This window comes from Brachybacterium tyrofermentans, assembly GCF_014897585.1.
Taxonomy (GTDB): Bacteria; Actinomycetota; Actinomycetes; order Actinomycetales; family Dermabacteraceae; genus Brachybacterium; species Brachybacterium tyrofermentans.
Genome location: NZ_JABUXW010000034.1, coordinates 1 through 22569, shown reverse-complemented (window position 1 = coordinate 22569; position 22569 = coordinate 1). Strand labels below are relative to the sequence as shown.

At 70.2% G+C, this 22569-nt stretch carries 21 protein-coding genes and 1 pseudogene; 11 read left to right on the top strand and 11 right to left on the bottom strand.

Features of this window, described 5'->3' with window-relative positions:
- Window positions 1–26 precede the first annotated feature (26 nt).
- The 3 genes from INT49_RS18370 to INT49_RS21440 form a co-directional block, all read right to left on the bottom strand.
- Window positions 27–2495, bottom strand: coding sequence for an alpha-N-acetylglucosaminidase TIM-barrel domain-containing protein (locus INT49_RS18370; RefSeq protein WP_193119195.1), 2469 nt, complete (start codon window positions 2493–2495; stop codon window positions 27–29).
- A complete protein-coding gene (locus INT49_RS18365; RefSeq protein ID WP_193119194.1) occupies window positions 2485–3216 on the bottom strand; it encodes a sugar isomerase domain-containing protein in 732 nt (243 codons plus the stop codon). The genes INT49_RS18370 and INT49_RS18365 overlap by 11 nt, the downstream gene beginning before the upstream one ends.
- A 104-nt stretch (window positions 3217–3320) precedes the next feature.
- A complete protein-coding gene (locus INT49_RS21440) occupies window positions 3321–4421 on the bottom strand; it encodes an N-acetylglucosamine kinase (protein WP_193119193.1) in 1101 nt (366 codons plus the stop codon).
- Window positions 4422–4604: 183 nt separating this feature from the next.
- On the opposite strand from INT49_RS21440, the gene INT49_RS18355 reads away from it, so the two are divergent.
- The 6 genes and pseudogenes from INT49_RS18355 to INT49_RS18330 all read left to right on the top strand — a co-directional run bounded on the left by INT49_RS18355 (window position 4605) and on the right by INT49_RS18330 (window position 10690).
- The gene (locus INT49_RS18355) at window positions 4605–5441 is read left to right on the top strand and encodes a GntR family transcriptional regulator (RefSeq protein ID WP_193119192.1); all 837 of its coding nucleotides are present in this window, start codon (window positions 4605–4607) and stop codon (window positions 5439–5441) included.
- Window positions 5438–6745: an ABC transporter substrate-binding protein gene (locus INT49_RS18350; RefSeq protein ID WP_193119191.1), complete on the top strand. Its 1308-nt coding sequence runs from the start codon at window positions 5438–5440 to the stop codon at window positions 6743–6745. The genes INT49_RS18355 and INT49_RS18350 overlap by 4 nt, the downstream gene beginning before the upstream one ends.
- On the top strand, window positions 6742–7746 hold the full coding sequence (locus INT49_RS18345; RefSeq protein ID WP_319021698.1) for a carbohydrate ABC transporter permease: 1005 nt from the start codon (window positions 6742–6744) through the stop codon (window positions 7744–7746). Before INT49_RS18350 ends, INT49_RS18345 begins: the two co-directional genes overlap by 4 nt.
- A gap of 1 nt (window position 7747) precedes the next feature.
- Window positions 7748–8692 (top strand): ABC transporter permease subunit, encoded by a 945-nt coding sequence (locus tag INT49_RS18340; protein ID WP_226850936.1) that lies wholly within the window; start codon window positions 7748–7750, stop codon window positions 8690–8692.
- Window positions 8693–9210: 518 nt separating this feature from the next.
- Window positions 9211–10206 (top strand): endonuclease/exonuclease/phosphatase family protein, encoded by a 996-nt coding sequence (locus INT49_RS18335; RefSeq protein WP_193119190.1) that lies wholly within the window; start codon window positions 9211–9213, stop codon window positions 10204–10206.
- Window positions 10207–10312: 106 nt separating this feature from the next.
- Window positions 10313–10690, top strand: a pseudogene (locus INT49_RS18330) (PH domain-containing protein).
- 181 nt (window positions 10691–10871) lie between these two features.
- Here the strand turns inward: INT49_RS18330 and INT49_RS18325 are convergent.
- Together INT49_RS18325 and INT49_RS18320 are read right to left on the bottom strand one after the other, a co-directional pair.
- Complete coding sequence (locus INT49_RS18325; protein WP_193119189.1) at window positions 10872–11360, bottom strand: CvpA family protein; 489 nt, start codon at window positions 11358–11360, stop codon at window positions 10872–10874.
- A gap of 78 nt (window positions 11361–11438) precedes the next feature.
- Window positions 11439–12368, bottom strand: coding sequence for an AraC family transcriptional regulator (locus tag INT49_RS18320; protein ID WP_193119188.1), 930 nt, complete (start codon window positions 12366–12368; stop codon window positions 11439–11441).
- 223 nt (window positions 12369–12591) lie between these two features.
- On the opposite strand from INT49_RS18320, the gene INT49_RS18315 reads away from it, so the two are divergent.
- On the top strand, window positions 12592–12798 hold the full coding sequence (locus tag INT49_RS18315; RefSeq protein WP_226850929.1) for a ferredoxin: 207 nt from the start codon (window positions 12592–12594) through the stop codon (window positions 12796–12798).
- 41 nt (window positions 12799–12839) lie between these two features.
- Window positions 12840–14048 (top strand): cytochrome P450, encoded by a 1209-nt coding sequence (locus INT49_RS18310; RefSeq protein ID WP_193119187.1) that lies wholly within the window; start codon window positions 12840–12842, stop codon window positions 14046–14048.
- A gap of 112 nt (window positions 14049–14160) precedes the next feature.
- On the opposite strand, the gene INT49_RS18305 is transcribed toward INT49_RS18310, so the two are convergent.
- Window positions 14161–15714, bottom strand: a complete 1554-nt coding sequence (locus INT49_RS18305) for a carboxylesterase/lipase family protein (protein WP_193119186.1) — start codon at window positions 15712–15714, stop codon at window positions 14161–14163.
- Between the two features lie 362 nt (window positions 15715–16076).
- Here INT49_RS18305 and INT49_RS18300 point away from each other — a divergent pair, with 362 nt between their 5' ends.
- Window positions 16077–17831 carry an SWIM zinc finger family protein gene (locus INT49_RS18300; RefSeq protein ID WP_193119185.1) on the top strand — a complete coding sequence of 585 codons (1755 nt, stop codon included), beginning with the start codon at window positions 16077–16079 and terminating at the stop codon, window positions 17829–17831.
- 95 nt (window positions 17832–17926) lie between these two features.
- Here INT49_RS18300 and INT49_RS18295 read toward each other — a convergent pair whose 3' ends face one another.
- The 4 genes from INT49_RS18295 to INT49_RS18280 form a co-directional block, all read right to left on the bottom strand.
- The gene (locus INT49_RS18295; protein WP_226850927.1) at window positions 17927–18223 is read right to left on the bottom strand and encodes a nucleotidyltransferase family protein; all 297 of its coding nucleotides are present in this window, start codon (window positions 18221–18223) and stop codon (window positions 17927–17929) included.
- 143 nt (window positions 18224–18366) lie between these two features.
- Window positions 18367–19302: a ribokinase gene (locus INT49_RS18290; RefSeq protein ID WP_193119184.1), complete on the bottom strand. Its 936-nt coding sequence runs from the start codon at window positions 19300–19302 to the stop codon at window positions 18367–18369.
- On the bottom strand, window positions 19299–19514 hold the full coding sequence (locus INT49_RS18285; protein ID WP_193119183.1) for an amidohydrolase family protein: 216 nt from the start codon (window positions 19512–19514) through the stop codon (window positions 19299–19301). Before INT49_RS18285 ends, INT49_RS18290 begins: the two co-directional genes overlap by 4 nt.
- Window positions 19515–19687: 173 nt before the next feature.
- Window positions 19688–20692, bottom strand: coding sequence for an ArgP/LysG family DNA-binding transcriptional regulator (locus tag INT49_RS18280; RefSeq protein ID WP_193119182.1), 1005 nt, complete (start codon window positions 20690–20692; stop codon window positions 19688–19690).
- Window positions 20693–20777: 85 nt separating this feature from the next.
- Between INT49_RS18280 and INT49_RS18275 the strand changes: the two genes are divergently transcribed.
- Together INT49_RS18275 and INT49_RS18270 are read left to right on the top strand one after the other, a co-directional pair.
- Entirely contained in the window at window positions 20778–21380 is a 603-nt protein-coding gene (locus INT49_RS18275) for a LysE/ArgO family amino acid transporter (RefSeq protein ID WP_319021697.1), read from the top strand.
- A gap of 71 nt (window positions 21381–21451) precedes the next feature.
- A complete protein-coding gene (locus INT49_RS18270; protein ID WP_193119180.1) occupies window positions 21452–22192 on the top strand; it encodes a hypothetical protein in 741 nt (246 codons plus the stop codon).
- A gap of 35 nt (window positions 22193–22227) precedes the next feature.
- Here INT49_RS18270 and INT49_RS18265 read toward each other — a convergent pair.
- On the bottom strand, window positions 22228–22569 hold a 342-nt coding region (locus INT49_RS18265; protein ID WP_193119179.1), incomplete at its 5' end, for a transposase.

The following is a 22569-nucleotide window of genomic DNA, read 5'->3' as shown; positions in this document are numbered from 1 at the left end:
GACGGCGTGCGGGGAGGGGCCGGGCGCTACGTCGTGGCGGGGACGATGCGGGGGAGCTGCGGTTCGGCGAGGTCCAGGAGAGCGAGCGCCGCGGCGGCGAGGTCTCCGCGGGGCGCGGTGGGATACGGGCTGGTCGAATCCCGCCAGTCCTCCTCGATCCGGCGGATCTCGGCGCGCAGCGGCTCCGGGTCCGACGGCGCGGCCTCACCGTCGGCGGCCGACGCCAGCCAGTTCGCCCAGGCCCGCCACCGGGCCAGATGCAGATCCGTCAGCGAGCCGGACCAGTGACGCGCCGAGTAGTCGTGCAGGCCGCTGTCCTGCTCGCCCCAGACGCTGATGAGGGAGCGGGCGTCGCGCTCGAGCGCATCGGCCACCCGTTCGTCGGCGTCGACCCTGTGGTCGACCCTGGTACCGGCTCCGGCTCCGGCTCCGGCTCCGGCTCCGGCTCCGGCTCCGGCTCCGGCGACGGCGCGCGCGTCGGCGATCCAGCGGCCGACGAGGAGCTCCGGCCGGGTCGCGGCCACGGCGTCGGCGGCGAGCACCAGGTTCTCCAGGGCGGCGAACTCCCGGCGTACCCGCTGCGCATCCCCTGCGGCCGCGGCGGCGACCATGGCCCGCAGCGGAGCGCGCGCGGACTGCGCCCCCACGTGCAGGGCGAGCTGTGCGACGTCGTGCGCGAGAGCGTCAGGGCCCTCCGCCCGTGCGAGCAGGGGGACCAGTCCGCGCACCGCACCCGCCAGCGGGGCCAGCGCGCCGAGCATCTCCGCGTCGTTCTCGGCGTCGAGGTTCGAGGACGGCGGACCGTCCGCCGCGGGCAGCGGCTCGCCTGCCAGACGCTGGGACGCGAAGGGCAGCTCCGCGGACCAGGGCCGGGCGATCAGCGGGGACGGGGTGGCGCGCGTGCGACCCCGGCCGTAGAGGGTCTGCTGGAGCAACTCCCAGGCTGCCTGCGCGGCCTGTGCCGTCGGCCTGTCCGGGGCGACGCCCCAGCGGCGGGCCATGTGCTCCGCGAACCAGTCCGTCGTCGGCGGCATCGGATCCCAGAGGGCCCGTGTGGCGAGCTCGTAGACCACGGCGTTGTCGTCCAGGGCTTCGGTGGTGATGCCGAACCCCTCGAGCCGGCCCCGCGCGCCGTCGGCCGCCGCCTCCCGGAACCCGGCGAGATCCTCGGCCAGCGAGGTGAGGTCGCCGAAGAGCCCGAAGCGGCCGCCGAAGGTGTGGGCGAGGCACCACAGCCAGCGCCTGCCGTACATCGCGCCGGTGCTGCGCCACATCGGGGCGTGCTCGCCCCACAGATCCAGCAGGATCAGCCGATCCTCGGGGACACGGGAGAGCAGGCTGCGCACACGGTCGGCCGTCCAGTAGGCCGCCTTGTAGTGGAAGGGCCATCCCTGCAGGATCCATATGGCGTCCGGGTCCGCGGCGCGCATCCCCTCGAAGATCGCCGCGGCGTGGTCGGCGAGCTCCTGCGGGGACGTCGTGGGCGGCACGGACTCGATATACGGGTCCACGGCGTAGTGGTGGTCCGTGCCCAGGAGTTCTCGTTGGTGATGGTGCAGGGATGCTGCGGCCTGCGCGAACAGGGCCGAGTCCGGGTCTGCGAGGGAGTTCTGCCATCCCTGCCAGTCGATGGTCCGCTCGGTCCCGGCCAGCTGGGCCGGCAGCTGCCCTCCGAATCCGGGGAGCACCACGGTCATCCCCAGCTCCCGCTCGCGGTCGGCGATCCGTCGGCCCAGCTGGGCGCGGGCGGTCAGCGCCTCCTCGGTGAGCGCCGCCCCGAGATCATGCGTGATCCCCATCGTGGTCCACGGGAGGAATGCGGGCCCGCCGACGAACCGGGCGGCCGCGTCGCGATCCATGCCCAGATCCACCAGCATGCGCCCCAGCACGGCGTCGTGACCTACGAGGTTCAGCGGCATCGTCACCCCGTGCAGCGCCATCCAGTCGATGTGCCGCTCCCAGCGCTCCCAGTCCCAGAACGCCATCGTGTACCCGAAGGCCACCGGGTTCAGGTGATAGCGCAGGCCCAGCGAGGTCTCGTAGCGCTGCGCCGGTACATCGGGAAGCGGGGACGGGACCTCGACGACCGACGGGCCGTCGAACGAGAGGTCGGCGCCGCACAGAACCTCCAGGGCGCGCGCCAGGCCGACGGCGGCGGCCGACGCGGTCGTGGCCGTGAGGCGCAGCTCCCCGCCGGAGGCTTCGACCGTGACGTGCTCGGCGCGGGCGCCGTCAGGTGCGTCCTCCGGTGCGCCCTCGGGAGCGTCCTCGGGAGCGTCCTCCGGAGTCCGGAGGCGGGGCACGAGGTCCAGGTGCAGATGGGGGAGGAGCCCTGGGGCGCGGCGGCCGACGAGCTCCCGCAGCCCGTCGAGCTCACCCGGCCCGTCGAGCTCGCGCAGCCCGTCGAGCTCACTCGGCCCGCCGGGCGCGGTCGGGTCGTCGGGCGCAGCCGGGTCCTCGAACGACGACGACCCTCCGGCCGGCTCAGGGCTCACGGCTCAGCCTCCCGCGGTAGGGAGCGAGCGCCGTGTCGTTGGAGTCGTCGCCGCCGGCGCGGTTCATGCTGCGCAGCACCGGCGGTCGCACCCCGGTCGCGCTGAGCTCCTCCATCGCCCCGATCGCGAGGGAGTGCACGAGCAGGGTGGCGAGGATCGTGGACGTCGGGCCGGTCTCCGTGCCGTCCTCGAGCGTGAGGGCGACGTCCCCGATCGGGGCGTGGGTGTCCAGCACGATGTCGGCGACGTCCAGCAGCCGCAGGCCCTCGGAGTGCCTCGAGGTCCCGGCCAGGGAGTGCTCACGGCTGGTGATCGCCACGACGGTGAGCCCGCGCTCGCGGGCGCGCTGGGCGAGCTGCGTGGGGACGGGGTTGATGCCGGAGTGGGAGATGACCACGAGGACCTCACCCCGGCGGAGGTCCTGCAGATCCGCGATCGCGGACCCGTAGCCCTCGAGCCGTTCCACGCGGGAGACCCGGCTGGGCTCCCACGGCGCGAGCGAAGGGTCGTGGAGCAGGTTCACCGGGGCGAGGCCGCCGGCGCGGAAGGTGGCGTCGATCGCCGGCAGCATCGAGTGCCCGGACCCGAATACGTGCAGCACGCCGCCGTCCTGGAGCGAGGGGGCCAGGAGGCGGGAGGCGCGGGTGAGCTGCTCGTCCTGGTCGGCGCCGCGCCCGATCAGCTCGAGCACGGCGCTGCGGTAGGTCTCGATGGCCGTCATGGGTCCTCTTCCGGAGTGCTGAGGGGCGAAGGGCGGTGGGTCGGTGACTGGAGGGTGCGCACGGCGGTGGATCGGCGACCGGCACGGACGGTGCCGGGGGCGGGTCAGCGGCGGAAGGCGGCGGTCAGCTGACGGGTGATCGGTTCTGCCCGGGTGGTGGCGAGCAGCAGGGCACCGTGCAGCGCATCCCCGTCGCCGAGGCTCAGCTCGGCGCCGGCGGTGTTCTGGCGCAGGCTCCGGGCGACAGCGTCGCGGAAGAGGTCATCGGCGAAGAGCCCGCCCACGGCGACCACGGGCAGGGTGGCCAGCTGCGGATCGCCCAGGCGCCGGCCGGCGGCGAGCACCGTGGCGACCAGTTCGTCGGCCACCTCGGTGACCACGGCGAGAGCCGCTGCATCGGGTTCCTGCAACTCTCCGGACCCGCCCGGGTCGTCGATCTCGTCGATCTCGTCGGTCTCTGCGGCGCGGTCGGACCCGTCGGCCCGGTCCGACCCGTCGGCCCCGTGGGCTCCGCCGGGCCCGTCCGAGCCGTGCGTGCCGGCCGCGGCGTGCAGCACCTTGGGGGCCAGGGCGGCGACGCACTGGATCGGGGTGCTGGAGGAATAGAGGTCGTGGAGGGCCAGCTCCGGATCCTCACCCAGCAGCAGCCTGGTCAGCGCCGTGGGAGGGGCGAGGTCGTCGAGAGCGGAGAAGGCCGCACGGATCCCGGCGCGCGCCAGGGCGTACCCGCTGCCGCGATCTCCGCCCACATGCCCCCAGCCGTCCAGCAGCACGGGAGCGTGGTCCGCGTCGACCGCGAGCACGACCGAGCCGGTACCGGCCTGGACGAGCACTCCCGGGCGAGGCCCGAGCACCCCCAGATAGGCGGCGACCACGTCGTTCTCCAGCAGCACCTCACAGCCCAGCTGTTCCGCGAGCGCGTCACGGAGCCGGGACTCGTACGGTCCGATGCTGCGCACCCCGGTCGCGGCCAGCACGAGCGTGCGATACGGGGCGTGACCGAGGCGGTCCAGGATGCCCGTGACCCTCTCGACCACGGTGTCCTGCGCGCCGGGCGCATGCGGATGGGGCAGCCCGCCGGGCTCGTCATGGTGCGCCAGCAGGCGATCGCCGGCGAAAACGGCCGCGCGCAGGGTCGACTTGCCCGCATCGATGACGGCGATGCGGTCGCTGGTGATGGGCTGCTGCGGCGGGGCTCCGACCATGCTTCGGAGCGTAATGCGGGGGTGGGGGCGGGGCCAGAGTTTCCAGACCACTGGATCGGAAAGTCAGTGCGCTCCTGCGGGAATGCCCGGTCATGAGCAGACCACGGCGCACCAGCCATTGCAGTGCACGGACCGGTGGTCCAGGATCTGAGGAGAACGGGACGGGGAACGAGGAGGTGCCCTATGCGACCCGCGCGAATCGCCCACGAGGTGCGCGACGCCATCGAAGCGCGCTACATCGCCGGGAGCGAGCCCTCCGCCGTCCTCCCCTCCGAACGTCGGCTCGCCGCCGAGCTCGGGGTCGCCCGGGCCACCGTGCGCGCCGCCCTGGCCATGCTCCGCGAGCAGCAGCAGATCCGTTCCACGGCGGGCGGGCCCGCGATGGTCATCGATCCCCGGCTGACCAAGGCCCCGCAGCTGACCTCCTTCACCCAGGACGCCCAAGCCCGCGGCTGGCGCCCCTCGAGCCAGGTGCTCGAGGCCGAGGAGGAGACCGCCGACGTCACCGTCGCGCGGGACATCGGGATCCCGCCCGGCAGCGCCGTGTGGCGCCTGCGCAGGCTGCGTCTGGCCGACGCCAGCCCGATGGCGCTCGAGGAGGTGTGGTTGCCTCAGGAGCTGTTCCCCGGACTGCTGTCCGAGGATCTCCGCGGATCCCTCTACGAGCTGCTCGAGACGCGTTACGGCAGCATCGTCTCCCGCCATGACCGGCGGATCTCCGCCATCACGGTCGATGCGCAGCACGCCGAGCTGCTCGAGATGCCCGTCGGCGCCGCCGCGCTGTTCGCCACGCAGATCGGCTTCGACCGCCGCGGCAGGAGGCTCGAGCTGGGGCGCTCCGTGTATCGCGGGGACAGGTTCGACTTCACCACCGTCACCTTCTCGATGCGTCGGCCCGGGACGAGGCCGGAGACAGGATCCGAGGACCGGGCGGAGGGACTGCTGTCCCGCAGCCGTGACGGCCCGGGCAGGCGACCATCACAGACCACCGGACGAGCAACGAGAGAGGCACGGTCATGAGGAGACGGACAGTACTGGCAGGGCTCGCCCTGGGAGGGCTCACCGCGACGGCGGCGGGGTGCAGCCGCGGTGGCTCCGGCAGCGGCGGCTCCGGCGGTGGAGGGGGCGACGTCGACATCTCGGACACCGAGATGGAGGCGTCCATCGAGTTCGCGGCCTGGGAATCGGATTTCGACTGGGAGTCCGTGATCGCCGGATTCAACGAGAAGTACCCCAACATCACGGTGGAGGTCACCAAGAGCCCGTTCAAGGAGTTCTTCACCCGCCTGCAGACCCAGGCCTCCGGCGACAACCTGCCCGACGCCTTCATGATGAACGGCCCCAACTTCCAGCTGTACGCGAGCCACGACATCCTCGTGCCGTTCGATGCCGCCGTGGACTCCGGGGACCTCGACTTCGGGAACTATCCCGAGGCCATGGCCGATCTGTACACCTACGAGGGCACTCCCTACGGCGTCCCCACCTCCTACGACTCCATCGGGCTCTGGTACAACACGGAGCTGTTCGAGAAGGCCGGTGTGGACGTCCCCACCGATGACTGGACCTGGGACGACCTGCACGAGGCGTCGAAGAGCATCAGCGAGGCGCTCGCGGACGACGGGGTCTACGGCTTCGCCGGCGGCGCCTACAACCAGGAGCTCTTCTACAACCTGATCTTCCAGGCCGGGGGAGAGGTGCTCAACGAGGACTCCACCAAGGCGCAGTACTCCAGCGACGGCAGCCGCGCCGCCCTGCAGTTCCTGCGCGACATGGTCGAGGACGGCTCCTCGCCCTCCATCCAGACCACCGCCGACACCTCGCCGGACGAGCTGTTCAAGAGCGGCAAGGCCGCGATGGTCTACGGCGGCAGCTTCCGCGTGGCCGGCTATGTCGACTCCGCCGTGGGCGAGAGCATCCAGGTGGTCCAGCTGCCCATCGGGGAGCAGCGCGGCGTGGTCCTGCACGGCGGCGCGGTCGTGGCCAACGCGGCGAGCGAGAACGCCTCGGCGGCGGCTGCGTTCGCCGTCTACCACGGCTCTCAGGAGGGCCAGGAGATCATCGGTGAGTCCGGGGCCTCGATCCCTGCCTTCCAAGGCACCGAGCAGGCCTATATCGACGCCCACCCCGAGTACGACCTGGACGTCTTCCCGAAATCCGCGGCGGAGTACGGCTTCCCGTACCCGGTCTCCGCGAACACCCAGGCGTGGCTGGTGGTCGAGAGCGACATGGTCCCCAAGATCCTCGCCGGTGACCTGAGCGTGGAGGAGGGGACGACCCAGCTGGACGAGAAGATCGACGCGCTGCTGGCCGAGGAGGAGGCGTGACCCAGGCGGCCGCGGAACGGCCCTCGAGCGGGCCGGCCGCTGGGCGCCGCGGGCGCGGGACGAGCGGGCCGACGGGGCGCGGTGGGACGGGGCGCGGTGGGACGGGCCAAGGCAGATCCCGTCGCGCCCCCAACCCCGACGGCGCCTGGCCCTGGTTGTTCGTGCTGCCCACGCTGATCGGGCTGGCGATCTTCTACTTCTGGCCCGTGATCCAGACCGCCTACTACTCGTTCACCAGCTGGGGCGTGTTCGGCGGCGCGGAGTTCGTGGGGCTGGAGAACTGGGTCGATCTGCTGCAGTCCGGCGAGGTGCCGCGCGCGCTGATCAACACCCTGGCGTACACCGCGATGCTGCTGCTGGGCATCCCGATCTCGATCTACATCGCGAGCCTCCTGAACCGCCCCGGGCTGCGGTTCGCGGCCTTCTATCGGGTCCTGTACTTCGCGCCCTTCGTGTCGATGCCGGCGGCGATCGCCCTGGTGTGGGGCATGATCTTCAACAGCCAGTACGGGATCCTCAACCAGTTCCTGGGCATCTTCGGCATCCCCGCGGTGTTCTGGACCTCGACGGAATGGGTGGCGCTGATCGCCATCGGGATCGTGGGGATCTGGTCCTCGCTGGGGTTCAACATCATCATCCTCGGCGCGGGCCTGCGGAGCATCTCCCCGGAGATGTACGAGGCGGCGCGGATCGACGGCGCCTCGAACTGGCGCCAGCTGATCTCCATCACGGTGCCGCTGCTGAGCCCCAGCATCTTCTTCCTCACCGTGCTCAGCGTGATCCACGGGATGGAGCTGTTCGACCTGATCTTCATCATGATCGGGGAGTCCAACCCGATCCGCAGCGACACCCAGTCGATGGTGTCCCTGTTCTACCGCCAGGCGTTCATCAGCAACGACAAGGGCACCGGCGCCGCGATCGCGATCCTGCTGATGCTGATCATCGGGGTGCTCACCGCGGTGCAGTTCGCCGTGCAGAGACGGAGGGCCCGCCTTGACTGACATGACGATGTCCCCGCAGGGCAGCGGGGATCCGATGAATACACCCACGGAGAGTTCGACGAACGGGCCGACGAATCGGCCGACGAATCGGCCGACGAACCGGCCGACGAAGAAGTCCGCGCCGGGCGGCCCTCGCGGCAGCAACGTCTGGGCGCACGTGGTGCTGTCCATCGGCGGGTTCATCATGGTGTTCCCGTTCCTCTGGCAGGTGGTCATGTCCCTCTCGAGCACCGCAGAGGTGACCTCGGTGCCGCCGACGTTCTGGCCCAGCGAGCTGCGGTTCGACAACTACGTCGAGGTGTTCCGGCAGGTCCCGTTCCTCGAGCAGTTCTGGGTCTCGGTGCGGGTGACCGTCACGACCGTGGTGGGCCAGGTGGTGCTGTGCAGCCTGGCCGGCTACGCCTTCGCCCGGATGCGCTTCGCGGCCAGCGCCACGATCTTCGCCGTGATGCTCTCGATCCTCATGATCCCCAACCAGGCGTACCTGATCCCGCAGTACCAGATCGTCCAGAACCTGGGCTGGCTCGATACCGTGCCCGGCATCGTGGTGCCCACGATCTTCAGCGCCTTCGGCACGTTCCTCATGCGGCAGTTCTTCGTGAACCTGCCCGACGAGCTGGAGGAAGCCGCCCGGCTGGACGGCGCGAACCCCTTCCAGATCTTCTGGAAGGTGATGCTCCCGCTGGCCCGCCCGTCGATCAGCGCCCTGGCGATCGTCACCGTGCTCGCCGCCTGGAACAACCTGCTGTGGCCGCTGGTGGTGACCAGCCGCGCGGAGCACCGCACGCTCTCCGTCGGCATTGCGTCGTTGAACGGGCAGTACGTGATCGACTATCCCGTGATGATGGCCGCCTCGCTCATGGCGATGGCGCCGATCCTGATCCTGTTCATCCTCATGCAGCGCCGGGTGATCGAGGGCCTCGCGTTCTCGGGGTTGAAGGGGTGAGGGCGCACGCTCGCGGTGGGCGACGCTCAGTCGTCGATGGACCGAGTGCGTAGGGTTCTTAGGCGGCTTTTTCTGATCTGGATAAAGCTGCCTAAGTTCCCTAAGAGAACGTCGCGTCGTCCGCAATGTGCAGGTAGATCGAGCCGCGGCACGTCCGCGTCGATCTCGATGTGCGCGGCCTTGGCGGACCACCTCGGCGTTGGCGCTCTCGATATGATTCAGCTCGACACGGCCCGTGTCGCCCCCGGTCGCTCCGTGCCAGCGGTTCCCAGCGGCGACCGCAGCCTGAGATCCCCCGTCCCTCCACACGACATGTCGTAGGTCTTCGCCAGATCTGCGCATCGTTGGAGAGGGTCTGTGAGGAGGGACGTTCCACTCGGCATGCCCAGGTCAGGACGCCATACAGTGTGGTTCCGGCACGGTGGTGCCCAGCAGCGGCGAGCGTCATCGCGTTCGTCGCCCGGCGCCCCCGGAGCCGCCCGGTTGCCGATGATCCGGCCGTTCGTGAGGAGCTCATCATGACGTCTGCCCCACCCTCGCAGTCGCCGCACTCAGAGTCCCTGCCCTCGGATGCTGCGCCCTCGGAGGTTCTGCGCGCGCCGGAGCTGGCCCGTCGCCCTGTGCGGCGCGAACGGGTCGTGGTCGTCCTCGCGGTGGTGCTCGTCGCGCTGATCGTCTGCGGCTGGATCCCCGGAGTGGCGGGAACGATCGGTGCTGTCCTGCTTCCGTGGCTGGCGATCCCGCTCGTGCTCTGCCTGATCCTCGCGGTGTGGTCGGCTCGCCGCAGCATCGTCGTGCTCCTGGTGCCGACACTCCTCTGGGCCGCCGCGATGGTCCCCGCGATGCCGGGTGTCGGCTCCGATGCACAGGGCGACCCGATGGTCGTCGTCGCCCAGAACGTCAGGGCCGAATCCGGGACCGCCGCGGACTCCGCCCGGGCCGCGGTCGATGAGGGCGCGGGCGTCATCGCTCTCACGGAGCTCGATGCCGACAGCCGGGCGGCGGCGCAGTCGGTCCTCGATGCCGACTACCCCTACCGGTACGAGGTCGGGACGGAGGGGATCTGGAGCCGGTACCCGCTCGGCGCGGGCGAACCGCTCTCGCTGGGGCTGGGGTGGAAGCGCGCGGCGCGCGTGACCGTCCAGGCTCCTGCCGGGGACGTCTCCCTGTACCTGGTGCACGCGGCCTCCGTGCGTCTCGGCAAGCAGGAGGGGCGCGACGAGATGCTCTCCCAGGTCGCCGACGTGATCGCCGCAGATCGCTCGGAGCGGGTCCTGGTGGTCGGCGACTTCAACGCCGCCTCCACGGATCCCGCGCTGCGACCGCTGCGCGCTGCCGCGGACTGGGTGCGTCCCACCGGCATCTCGCCGGGATTCACCTGGCCCGCGAGCGCCCCCGTCGCCCGGATTGACCACGTCTTCACCCGGGGTCTCGACGTCGCCTCCTCGACCTCGTTCCGCGCCGGGAGCAGCGACCATCTCGCGACGAGAACGGTCCTCGCCGCAGGGGCGTGAGGCACTATCCGGGTGTCAGTGCCCGCCGCTACTCTTCGCTGAGTGCAGGTCACAGACCCAGCGATCCCTGCTGAACAGGTCGTTCATCGAAGTCAAGGAGTCAGTTATGGACACGTCGGTTGCTGCGATCACCTCGTGGACCTTCCTTGAGGAGTGCCCGGTCCCAGGAGATGTCACGCCGCTGCTCGTCCCGGAGGAGCGCGCGATCGCGGCGTAGAAGACGTTCCGCGATTCTGCCGTCTTCACGACGAAGAGGCTGATCGTCAGGGACGCCCAGGGGCTCCGCGGGAAGAAGGTGGAGATCTACTCCCTGCCGTACTCGGCGATCAACATGTGGTCCTCGGAGAACGCCGGCACCCTGGACCTGAATGCGGAGATCGAGCTCTGGACGCGAGCCGGCCATATCAAGATCAATGTCGGCAAGCACATCGATGTGCGTCGCCTCGACCTGCTGATCGCAAACGCAGTACTGCGCTCCTCCTGAGCATTTCCAGCTGGGTATCGGGGGTACACGGCGCACTGCTGCACTACTTCACATCCCGGGAGGGGGCAGCGGCACTCGGAGGTGTACGAGCACCTCGTGACGCACCACCATGGGATGCGCGGCAGCGGGAAATCAGCGCCGCACGACGGGCCGCGCACCGCTGCGAGTCACCCCGCAGGTGTCAGCGGAGCCGAGCGAGCACGCCGTCGAACAGCGAGGGCGTCACCTGGTCCACGAACTGCAGCACGCGGGAGGAGTCCACAGCGGTCGTGAGGGCGGGGAGGTCGGAGCCGGAGACGTCGGATCCGGCGACGACGCTCCCGGCCAGGAAGACCACGACCAGCCCGATCACGAGCCCGAGAGCGCCGCCGAGGAGGCGGTCGATGACCCCCAGGTGCAGGCGATCGGCCCCGCGCCGCACCGCGTGACCGATCCGTCCGCCGATGCCGCTGCCCACGACGAGCAGCGCGATGAGCGTGCCGATCACCGCCACGAGGCGCCACGGAGGATCGATGGCGTCGGAGACGAAGGGCATGGCCCATACGGCCGCGCACGCCCCGGCGGCGAGACCTGCCAGCGCTCCCAGGGTTGCGGCGAAACCCGACCTCAGGCCGGAGGCCGTGGTGCCCAGCAGGATCAGCGCGATCACCACGTCGACGATCCAGGCCATGATCCACCTCCCTCATCCATGCTCACATCATGCAGTGCGGGCATCCTGCCACGGCGAGCCTGGACGGCCGGTGGGCGGTCAGCCGGCGCCCTCGCCGCCGTCCGACGCGTCGTGGCGGACGCTCCGGGTCTCCGCGCGGAACTGCCGCGGCGGCCTCCCCATGAGCCGGCTGAACGTGCGGCCGAAGTTCGACAGGTCGTGGAAGCCGCTGCTCCGGGCGATGGCGGCGATCGGCTCGTCGGTCGCCTGGAGCAGGCTGAGGGCGTAGCGGATGCGCAGACGCGCGATGTATTCGCTCGAGGGGAGTCCGACGACCTTCGTGAAGCGGGAGGAGAAGTAGGTGCGCTCGAGCTGGGCGCGCTGCGCGAGCGAGGCCAGGGTGTGCGGCTCGCGGTAATGCCGGTCGAGCCAGTCGCGCACGGCGAGCACACGGTCGTCCGACGGGTGGGTCCACGTGGTCGCCTTGATGAGCCCGCGGGCGATCACGGCGTGTGCGCAGGTGGCGAGCAGCGTGGTGCGCAGCGAGGACAGCAGGTCGAGGCTCCGCGGATGCTCCGTCTCCTGCACGAGCAGATCGAGCAGCGGTGCGATCGTGTCCGACGGTGCCAGTTCGACCTGTGCGAGGTCGGTGGTGACCACCTGCGGGGCCGAGGGCAGGGGGAGGAAGGCCGCCAGGGCCTCGTCGTGCGGGGGCTGCAGGTTCGGCAGCGGGTGGAGATCGGGGTCGAGGAAGACGTTCACAACCTCGAGCCCGTTGTCGTCGGTGACGAGGCTGTGGGTCTGCCCGGGTGCCGTGACCGAGACCGACGGGGAGACGATCTTCTGCGTCGTGGCCCCCATGAGGTGGTGCCCCTGCCCGGAGAGCACGAAGGTCAGGAGCAGGACGTCGAGGTGATGGGGGTCGACGACGGGGTTGATGAACCGCGGATACCTCTCCGCGGCGACGCCGGCGAGCCGCAGCGTCGGGAAGCGGTCACGGAGTCGCACGGCGGGGTCGGGGCTCGGCATGTCGGCTGGTGCCTCGATTCGCGGTGACGGTGGCGATGACAGTGGTGCTGGTGTTGGTGCTGGTGCTGGTGCTGGTGCTGGCGGCGGGGCGATGGCAGCGGTGGTGGCGACGTGGGGATCGATGGAGCAACATCCTCAGCGAGATGCCCAAGATACTCCGTGTTCTGCGACCGTTGGCGGCATATCGTGGTTCCTCCGAGATACCCGGACGGGGAGGCAGGCCATGATGCAGATCGATGTCGACCGAGCAGTGTGTGTCGGGGCGGGGCAGTGCGCGCTCACCGCACCGGACGTCTTCGACCAGGATGACGACGGCCTCGTCGTGCTCCTGGATCCGAACGCGGCAGAGGATCCGGAGTCCGAGGGCGGCACCGCGGTGCGCGATGCCGAGGCCCTGTGTCCGTCCCGCGCCATCAGGGTCACGGGCTGACCCATGTCCCGGAGACACCAAGCGACCCAGGAGACCCCACGATGACCGCATGCCCCCTGGGCCACGGGGCGCGCGTGCTCCCCGCGGACTCGATGCCGACGCAGCCGTCGGCGCTGTTCGCGCGGTGGCGGGACGCCGACGCGCTCGTGCCGCTGGACTTCCGGGACGGGCATGAGGGCCTGCTCGTCACCCGGTACGACGAGGCGAAGGAGGTGCTGTCCGATCGGCGCTTCAGCCAGCAGCCCCAGCGCATGCCCCGCAGCGACGCCCAGCTCGACGACGGGTTCCCCGGCGGCCCGCTGGACGATGCCGGCGCGCTCGCCGTGGCCAGCACGAACATCCTCGGACTCGACGGTGAGGAGCACCGGCGGCTGCGTAAGGCTGTCACGGGACGCTTCTCCGTGCGGGCAGGGCGGACGCACCGGCCGCGCATCGCGGAGATCGTGGCCGAGGAGCTGGAGAACCTGATCGCCGCCGGCCCCGTCGCGGATCTGCTCGAGCATTTCGCCGAGCCGATCTCGATCCGGGTCCACGCGCTCGTGCTCGGGGTGAGCGACGATCTGGTGGACCGCTACGCGCAGTGCTTCGTCCACGGCGCCCCGCCCCAGGACCGGCACGACCTGCTGCGGGAGGCGATCGAGGTGCGGCGAGCGGATCCGGGGGAGGACGTGATCAGCGACCTGCTCGCGAACGACGACCTCTCCGCCGCCGAGGTCGAGGGGCTGCTGCACATGCTGAGCATGTCCGGTCGGGACACGGTCGCCTTCATGATCTCGACCGGCACGGTCGCGCTCCTGGACAGTGCCGAGCAGTACCGGACCCTCGTCGCGGACCCCGATCTCGTGCCAGGGGCCGTCGAGGAGATCGTGCGCTTCTGCACGATGTTCCTCACCGTGTTCCCCCGCACCGCCACCGAGGACGTGGAGATCGCGGATCGCACCATCGCGGCCGGGACGACCGTCTCGGTCTCGACGGTCTCCGCGAACCGCGACGAGCGACGGTTCGAGGACCCGGACGCCTTCGACGTGCGTCGCGATGCTCGGGGGCACGTCGCCTTCGGGCACGGCCCGCACGGCTGCATCGGGCAGCAGGTCGCCCGGGTCGAGCTCGACGAAGCCTTCCGGGCCCTCGTCACGCGCCTTCCGGGCCTGCAGCTGGTCTCGACCGGGCAGCACGAACCCAGCCCGCTGGCGAATCCAGTCGCCACCTACGCGGCCAGACCGGTCCTGGTCACGGGGTGGGAGCGCTGAGAGCTCCCTGACGTCGCCGCCGGGTGCGAGTCGGAACTATTCGGCCTGGAAGCGCAGCAGTCTGATGCTCATGGGTGGTGAGCTCCCTCCCGTGCGTTGGCCGCAGGTCCCGTCACAGCAACGGTCGCACGCTCCGATACCCGTAGGCGACCTGCGAGGTCGGGGTGTCGAAGATCTGCGTCGAGCGTCCGGGCTCGGTGTACTGCTCCCATCCCGGATCGCCGCCGGCGATGAAGGCGACGGCTGCGGCGTGGACGTCGTCGGCGAGCTCCTGCGGAGGATTCGGGCCGGTGAGCGCATCCATGCCGATGGGCGAGCCCAGGCAGTCGAAGAAGAACGGCACGTCGAGGCAGTGCTGGGCGAAGCCGAACACCCCCGACGGCCACGAGAACCGGTACACCCAGGTCGGAGCCTCGCTGCGTGCTGCAGCTGAGACCCCGCGGTCCATGGCGGCCTGCGCAGCGTCGGCCGCGACGCGCTGGCCGTCCTGGCGGGCAGAGACCGTGCGCAGCAGCGCCGTGCGGAACATGCGGTCGGTGAGGAAGCGTCCGCCGATACGGGCGGTGCCGCGGGAGGCGACCTCGGCGTTCGCGGCGAGGTAGGGCTTCATCGTCTGCTTCGGCATCCCCAGCTTGCGCAGCAGGAACGACTTCGGGATCATGCGCATCTTTCTCGCGTTCTGGGCGAAGACCATCGAGAACTCGTCGTCGGTCGTGCCGAGCACCAGCGGTTTGTCGGCGCCGACGCCAGCGGCGAGCGACTCGTCCGTCGGCCGGAGGATGAGCTCGCCGTCGATGGTCGGGCCGAGCGGCAGGCCGTGCTCGAGCAGGCTCGGGAGCGTCGCCGGGGTCATCGCGGTCGCCTCCTTCTCCGCCTCATGGATCCGCTCCTCGCTGAGCGTGCTGAACCCGACGCGGGTCGGCTCGACGCCGAGGACTGCGGCGAGCTCCCGTCCGAACGTCTCGCTGCGCTCGTGTGTGACGTCCGTGGTCACACCCGAGATCGAGTAGACGCTGTGGAAGAGATGCTGGGCCGCGTTCATGCCGAGCAGCGTCTGCACGGCGCCGCCGCCGGCGGACTGCCCGGCGAGGGTGACGCGGTCCGGATCGCCGCCGAACGCGATGATGTTCTCGCGCACCCACTCCAGCGCCAGCAGCCAGTCGCGCACCCCGCGGTTCGAGGGCGCATCCTCGATCCAGCCGAAGCCGTCGAACCCGAGCCGGTACGAGACGGTCACGACGACCACCCCGTCGCGGGTGAAGGCGCGGCCGTCGTACCAGGGGCTCGCCGCGGACCCGGAGACGAAGCCGCCGCCATGGATCCACACCAGCACCGGCAGCGCGGGGCTCTCCTCCCCGGCGTCGGGGGAGGGCGTGAACACGTTGAGGTTCAGGGTCGCGTCGCCCGGGATGCTCGGCTCGGGGATCAGCGTGATGCCGGGATCGCCGCGCTGCGGAGTGGGCCCGTGCTCGAGCGCGTCGAGCACCCCGGCCCATGGAGCCTTCGGCACCGGGGCGGCGAACCGCAGCTCGCCGACGGGCGCCTCGGCGAACGGGATGCCGAGGAACGCGGCGGACGCGCCCGCCGCGCCGGGCTCCCCTCGCCATGCGCCACGCACGCGGCCGGCTGCCACGTCGACCTCGACGAATGCCCCGTTGCCCGTCATGGATGCCTCCTGATGCTCTGGGTGGTCAGCGCGGCGGCGCGCAGGCGGCCGCGGGCTGGACGACTCCGGTCAGCGTAGGCGGGGAGGCTGGGCGAAGGCCTGAGCGCGCCGTGCACCACGCTCTGTCCGAGAACTCGTCCACCACGCCCTGTCCGAGAACCAGCAGGTGCGAGCCAGGTGTTGAGGGTGTCGAGGAGCTCTTCCGCAGCGGTTCCGCTCTCCTCGCAGCGGTTCGGTCTGGAACTGATGCTCGAGCGGGGGTGGTGCGCGGTGTCGGGCTGGTAGAACGCGATGTGCACCGCTGATCGCCCACGTCCTGGTCGGGGGGCTCCCTGGGCAGAGGGGTGCGTCAGACTTGCCGTATGCGGAAGTCGGAGATCTCTGTGGATGTGCTCAGCGACCGGGTGGGTGACGTCCTCTTCGAACGCGGCCGTCGCTACGCGGCCGACGGGCGAGTGCGCCTGCTCGGGCATACCACGAGGCATGTCGCTGCGGTCGTCACCGGATCCGAGGACTACGAGGTGGAGATCGAGCTGGCGGAGCGTGGATTCCTCGGTAGCTGCACCTGTCCCTTCGCGGAGGACTGGGACGTCTGCAAGCACATGGTCGCCGTGCTGCTGCGCTGGCTGGAGGTGGACTCCGAGGACACCCCAGATGTGTCCGGATCCAGTTCCCCGGAGCCCGAGGTGACCGTCGTCGGCTCCGCATCCGGGGAGGGCACACGAGACGTTGAGCCACGAGCAGGTGACGAGGAGGACGAGCTGCTTCGTGCCCATCTCGCGCAGCTGCCGGTGGGCAGGCTGGTGGGCGAGCTGCTGGCGGCAACTCGAGTGGATGCGATGCTCCGCGCGCGACTGCTCGTCGAGGCCGGGGCACCGGCGGCCACGGCGTTCGATGAGGCGCCGCTGAGATCGGCGCTGGTCGAAGCCTTCTCTGTCGAGGGTTTCGTGCACTACCGGGACGCCGGAGACTATTTCTGGGGCATCGGCGAGGTGCTCGACGAGGTCGGGGAACTCATCGAGGAAGGGTTCGCAGCCTCAGCCGCCCGGTTGACGCTGTTCGCTCTCGATCTGGTCGGCGAGTTCGGCCAGTGTGCTGATGACTCCGACGGCGGGCTCGTGATGGTTCTGCAGCAGATCGAGGAGATCCATCTGCGGGCGAGCAAGTCGGTGGCCCCTGATCCCGACGCTCTCGCCGCCACTCTCGTCGAGCAGGCGGTGGACAGCTGGACGGAAGTCTTCTTCGATGCCGCTTCGGAGTACGCCGAGATCCTGGGTGAAGGTGGCCTGCACACCTATCGAGACCTGCTGGCGGAGCGATGGAGAGGGCTGCCCGCTCGCGGTGAGCAGGAGGACGGCGGGCGGTTCGCGGTGCGGTACCTGCGGGAGCAGGTCGCCGAGGTGCTCGGCGGGACGGACCAGCTGATCGAGGTGCTCATGGAACACGCTGAGGTGTCCCATGACTACCTGCGCCTCGCCGGACTTCTGCACCGGGAAGGTCGTGCGGACGAGGCGCTGGAATGGATCGACCGTGGTCTTGGGACGGGTGGCCCCGACGTGAGCCTGCTGGAGCTTGCTGCCAGCATCCATCGAGAGGCGGGCCGTGTGGATCTCGCGGGCGAGCTGCTGTGGAAGAACTTCACCGATGCACCCGGGACCTTCACGTACAGAAGCCTCAAGAGCGGCACCGGCGCAGACTTCACGCGCTGGCGTGACCGAGCGCTTTCCGTGCTCAAGGAGCTGGGCACGTGCTCTCGCGGAGGGGATTGTACTGCGCTGGTCTCCTCCCTGCTGTGGGAGGGGGATATCGACGGTGCGTGGGAGGCTGCGCAGGAGGGCGGATGCCGTTCGAGCCTGTGGCTCGAGCTGGCCCGTGCGCGTGCTCGGACGAATCCTTCAGACGCTCTCCCGATCCTGATGCGAGAGGCGGAGCGCGCCGTCGACGGAGCGCAGCGCTCGGCGTACCGATGTGCCGCAGAGCTGCTGCACGAGGCCCGTGATGTCGCGCGGAGAGCCAGCGGACTCGAGCACTTCGACCGGCACGTCCGCGAGATGCGTGAGCGGAACCGGCGTCGCCCCGCCCTGCAGGACGAGTTCACCCGAGCAGGGTTGCCGTAGGGACGTTCTCTCGGTACTCCTGCAGCGATCGACCGGCGAGGAACTCCTGGATTCGACGGGCTGCGCGATGTGCATCCCAGATCAGGGCGGCTGCGTCAGGCTGCATAGATCTCGACCGCAGTCCGGGCGACGGACTCTGCGAAGTGCGGATTCTCGAGGCTGGTCGGGGAGATGAGGTCGACGGGGCGATCCAGGCTGGATTCCAGGGACTCCTTCAGCCCGAAGTAGTCCTCGAAGGGGGAGGGCGACGACGCGGAGAACTCGACGAGGAAGTCGGCATCGCTGCGTGTTGGATCGAACGCGTCGGTCGTCATCGAGCCGAAGGCGACCAGACGGACCACGTGATGTCGACGGGCCAGATCGCCCATGGTGTCCCTGTCGATGGACAGCATCTACGCTCCTCCGGGTCGATAGCTCGTGAGCTGATCGTCTCACGTCCTTCTTCCGGCGACGAGACCGCGAAACCCTGCTCAGCTCTGGTTCAGGCAGAAGGCTCGCGACCAGAGCGCCTCGAGCAGTGCGTCCGCCCCGGGCATCACCCCGGCAGGACGTCCTCCTGCTGCGGGTACGACGGCTGCGCCCCGTGCCGGGTCACCGCGAAGGCGCCGACGCGCGCAGCACGTCGGCAGGCGTCGGCTGCGCTCTCGCCGCGGGCGAGGCCCAGTGCCAGGGCGCCGACGAAGGCGTCGCCGGCGCCGGTCGTGTCCACGGCCTGCACCGTCGGGGAGCCGATCTCGGAACTCTCTGCGTCGGCGGCCAGGATCGCGCCGCGGGCGCCGCGCGTCATGACCACGGATCGGACGCCTGCCTCCCGCAGCCGGCGCACTGTGGCCACGTCGTCGTCGGGCGCGTCGGAGCCGGTCAGCGCGGTCAGTGCGAGGCGTCCTTCGGACTCGTTGACGACGAGGGGGTCCGCCATGGCGAGGGTGCTCTCGGCGACGTCGATCACCGGTGCCAGGTTCAGCAGGAACCGCGTGCCGGTCTCGGCGCAGAGCTGCGAGAGCTGATCCACGGCGGCGGCCGGGATCTCTCCCTGGGAGACGACGAGATCGCTCGCTGCCACCTCGGCCCGGAGCTCCTCGATGTCCTGCGGGGTCCAGGACCCGTTCGCCCCCGCGATGATGACGATGCTGTTCTCGCCCGCCTCGTCGACGGTCACCACGGCGAGCCCGGTCTCCGCATCGGAGACCTCGGTCGTGGCGGTCAGGTCCGCCCCGGCGCGGCGCAGCAGGTCGAGCGCCAGATCGGCGTCGGCCCCGGTGCCCGTGCGACCCGCGAAGCGGACGTCGCCGCCCAGACGGGCTGCCGCGCACGCCTGGTTCGCGCCCTTGCCGCCCGGGGAGCGCCGCGATCCGGTGCCGGCGATGGTCTCGCCCGGCTCCGGATGCCGAGGCACCCCGAGGACGAGGTCGACGTTCACGGATCCGACCACGAGGATCCGGCCCTGGCCGGTCCGGTTCTGCTCGGTCATCGGTGCGCTCCTCCGAGATATCGCTGCGGGTTGGTGGTGATGAGCTGCTGCGCCCGGTCGCGGTCCACACCGCGCGCGACGAGCAGTTCGAGGAAGACGGTGGGCACGAGGACGAATCCGCCACCGCCCATGCTGCTCCACATCTGCTTGAGGAACAGATCGTGGCTGAGCAGGATCTGGTCACCGTAGCCGAGGCGGATCAGATGGGCCACGGCATCGGCGGTATCGACGATCGCGGGCGGGCCCACTCCGTGGAGACGGTGTGCCCCGCGGAGAAGCCTTCGTGGACCACGACCGGCTCCCCGGGGATCAGGTCGTACTCCATGCTCAGGCCCGAACCCCGGTGAACCCGATCGATATCGCGGGGTCCGGGTCGAGCGATCGTTCAGGAGTGGCGTCGGCCGGGTGAAAGCGTGTCTGCTGGCCGGGGTTCTTCTCGGGACATCCGCTGCTCCACCTTGTCCGGGGCTCGCCTGTCGCCGTCGTCATCCTGTTCGAGCTCTCGGTGCGCCGTAGTGAGCACGGCCTCGGTGAGCGCCTCGAGCAGCGGCGAGGGAGTGCGCGCTACCTGCCAGAAGAGGGGAGTGGCCACCGGGTCGCCGCCGAGTGGGATCAGGGCTCCGCGACCGAGCAGGGGCTCCGCCTGCCGGGTGAACAGCATCGCCCAGCCGAGCCCCGCCTCGACGGCGGTGGCGAGCTCGTGGGTGGAGGGGACGAGGTGCCGCGGAGCGCTGGCCGGGGTCACGCCCTGTCCTCGCAGCCAGGTGGCCTGCAGATCGTCATGGGCGTCGTAGTCGATGCGCGGCGAGCGGGCGAGTACCTCGGGTCCGGGTGGGCCGGGCTGTGCGTCGGGCCCCGCCCATCGTCGATGCCAGGCGGGGGAGGCGACCGCGACATAGACCAAGCTTCCCAGAGGCACGGCGCGGAATCCCGGCGGGGCCGACGCCGCCGAGGTCACCGCCGCCATCGCGGCGCCCGTGGTGAGCAGGCGTGCGGTCTCGTCCTGGTCCTCCCGTTGCAGCTCGAGCTGGGCGTCGTGGTGCAGGCCGAAACGAGCGAGAGCGGGCATGAACCAGGTGGCCAGGGAGTCAGAGTTCACCGCGATCCCGATCCGAGGATGCTCGCCCTGGGCCTCCAGGCCCAGCTCCGCGCGCGCCTCCTGCTCGATGAGGGCGTGGGAGCGGGCGAAGCGAACCACCACCCGGCCAGGCTCGGTGAGGCGCACCGGCCGCGCGCGCACCAGCAGGCGCTGCCCCAGCTGCTGCTCGAGGAGCTTCAGGCGCTGGCTCACGGCCGACGGGGTCATGACCAGACGCCGTGCTGCCGCGTCGAGCGTCCCCTCCTCGGCGACGACGCGAAGGGTCTCGGCGAGAGCGGGATCGATCGGCATCCTGGCATGCTAGATGAAGCAGTGCTTCAGAAAGCTTACAAAGCTTTGCTGGTGCTTCATCTCCGAGCGATCTACCGTCGATCGAGTGACCACAGCGCTCCACGGCTTCCTCGCCGGCCTCACCCTCATCATCGCCATCGGCTCCCAGAACGTCTTCGTGCTCCGCCAGGGGCTGCGTCGCGAGCATGTGGGGCCGGTGGTGGCCGTGTGCATCGCCTCGGACGCGGTGCTCATCGGCGCCGGGGCCGGCGGGCTGGGCGCCCTGGTGCGCGCCGTGCCCGAAGTGGTCATCGCCGCCCGCTGGGCCGGGGTCGTCTTCCTCCTCGGGTACGCGGTCCTCGCCGGCCGCAGGGCTCTGCGCGGCGGGGAGTCGCTGCAGGCCGACGGGACCGGCCGACGGGCGCGCGTCGGCCCGGTCCTCGCGACGGCGATCGCGCTGACCTGGCTGAACCCGCACGTCTACCTCGACACCGTGCTGCTGCTGGGCTCGATCGCCTCGACCCACGGCGGCGAGGCGCCCCTCTTCGCAGTCGGGGCGATCGCCGGGAGCGCGGTGTGGTTCACCGCCCTCGGCCTCGGGGCGCGGCACCTGGGCCGCCTGCTCTCCCGGCCCCGCTCCTGGCAGGTGCTCGACGCACTGGTGGCGCTGACCATGGTGATGGTGGCGGGGATGCTCGCGGTGGGGTGACGACAGGCCGGGACGGCCGCGTGGGCCAGCTGCGTCCCATAAACGTCTCACCCATGTCCGACACTTCCGTCATGGACCTCTCCTGGGAGCTCGAGCAGCTCGGCCGTTCTGCAGAACCTGACGTGGTCCTCGAGGGCAGTCGCCTGGTGCATCGCGTCTCCGACGTTCTGCTGCGAGACGACTACTCGATGCAGGCACTGGTGAGAGGTGAGGCGCCTCAGGTCGTGACGGTGCCCGGGCGGCATACGCATGACGCGCCCACCTGCACCTGTGGTGCGGCCCGACGATTCAGGCATTGTGCTCACGTCATCGCCGCGTCGCTGCGATATCTGCAGATCCACCACGGTCTCGACGATGCGCGGGTGGAGCGCTGGGAGAGGTACGTGGAGGCGCGCCGGGACCTTTCGGCCGCGTGGAAGGGCCTTGCTGGCTTCTGGCTCGAATCGAGGATGTGTGGGGACGAGGGGGCGTCCGCTGCTGTCTTCCATGATGCGGACTCCTTGGATGCCCACATTCAGATAGCCCGTGGCCTCGTCGGCAAGGCCAGCAGCGAGCAGCTCTCCACCTTCCTGGTGGAGCTCGCGGCATACCACGGCATCAACGACAGATCTCTTCTGGGCAATAGGGAGAAGCTCGATGCCGTCGAACTGACGTACGCGCTGTTTCAACCGTTCGACCCTTTGCACCCCGAGGCCGACACGGCGGCGATCCTCGCAATTATCGGCTCGGTACGACGCACACTCACCGTTTCCGGCGTGGAATGGGCGCTAGATGTTGCGGGTCATGACGTTGTAGTCACGGAGCGGGGATGAAGGAACGGGTCCCTGCCCGGCACGATGGGTGGTGTCTAGTGGCGCGTGTTTGAGATGGGTTTACGGTTTGCCTTCGTGAGGATGTCCTCGGCGGTCTTGGTCCAGACGAAGGGATGGCAGCGGTCGTTCCATCCGTTGATGAAAGCGCGGATCTTGGCGTTGAGATCCTTGACGGAGCCGAAGCTGCCGCGATGGATGGCCTGTCGTTCGATGATCGAGAACCAGACCTCGACCAGGTTCAGCCACGAAGCGGACGTCGGCGTGAAGTGGACCTGGATGCGCGGATTCGCCGTCAGCCAGTCGCGGACCTCTGGCGTCTTGTGGGCGGCGTAGTTGTCCATCACCAGGTGCAGCTCCTGATCGGGGTAGGCGCGGGA

Bases quoted from the DNA above. Each gene is read 5' to 3' on its own strand.
- INT49_RS18280 (WP_193119182.1), bottom strand. From the start codon at position 20,692: ATGCCGATCGATCCCGCTCTCGCCGAGACCCTTCGCGTCGTCGCCGAG.
- INT49_RS18310 (WP_193119187.1), top strand. From the start codon at position 12,840: ATGACCGCATGCCCCCTGGGCCACGGGGCGCGCGTGCTCCCCGCGGAC.
- INT49_RS18290 (WP_193119184.1), bottom strand. From the start codon at position 19,302: ATGACCGAGCAGAACCGGACCGGCCAGGGCCGGATCCTCGTGGTCGGA.
- INT49_RS18315 (WP_226850929.1), top strand. From the start codon at position 12,592: ATGATGCAGATCGATGTCGACCGAGCAGTGTGTGTCGGGGCGGGGCAG.
- INT49_RS18355 (WP_193119192.1), top strand. From the start codon at position 4,605: ATGCGACCCGCGCGAATCGCCCACGAGGTGCGCGACGCCATCGAAGCG.
- INT49_RS21440 (WP_193119193.1), bottom strand. From the start codon at position 4,421: ATGGTCGGAGCCCCGCCGCAGCAGCCCATCACCAGCGACCGCATCGCC.
- INT49_RS18305 (WP_193119186.1), bottom strand. From the start codon at position 15,714: ATGACGGGCAACGGGGCATTCGTCGAGGTCGACGTGGCAGCCGGCCGC.
- INT49_RS18365 (WP_193119194.1), bottom strand. From the start codon at position 3,216: ATGACGGCCATCGAGACCTACCGCAGCGCCGTGCTCGAGCTGATCGGG.
- INT49_RS18300 (WP_193119185.1), top strand. From the start codon at position 16,077: ATGCGGAAGTCGGAGATCTCTGTGGATGTGCTCAGCGACCGGGTGGGT.
- INT49_RS18335 (WP_193119190.1), top strand. From the start codon at position 9,211: ATGACGTCTGCCCCACCCTCGCAGTCGCCGCACTCAGAGTCCCTGCCC.
- INT49_RS18350 (WP_193119191.1), top strand. From the start codon at position 5,438: ATGAGGAGACGGACAGTACTGGCAGGGCTCGCCCTGGGAGGGCTCACC.
- INT49_RS18295 (WP_226850927.1), bottom strand. From the start codon at position 18,223: ATGCTGTCCATCGACAGGGACACCATGGGCGATCTGGCCCGTCGACAT.
- INT49_RS18270 (WP_193119180.1), top strand. From the start codon at position 21,452: ATGGACCTCTCCTGGGAGCTCGAGCAGCTCGGCCGTTCTGCAGAACCT.
- INT49_RS18325 (WP_193119189.1), bottom strand. From the start codon at position 11,360: ATGGCCTGGATCGTCGACGTGGTGATCGCGCTGATCCTGCTGGGCACC.
- INT49_RS18340 (WP_226850936.1), top strand. From the start codon at position 7,748: ATGACGATGTCCCCGCAGGGCAGCGGGGATCCGATGAATACACCCACG.
- INT49_RS18320 (WP_193119188.1), bottom strand. From the start codon at position 12,368: ATGCCGAGCCCCGACCCCGCCGTGCGACTCCGTGACCGCTTCCCGACG.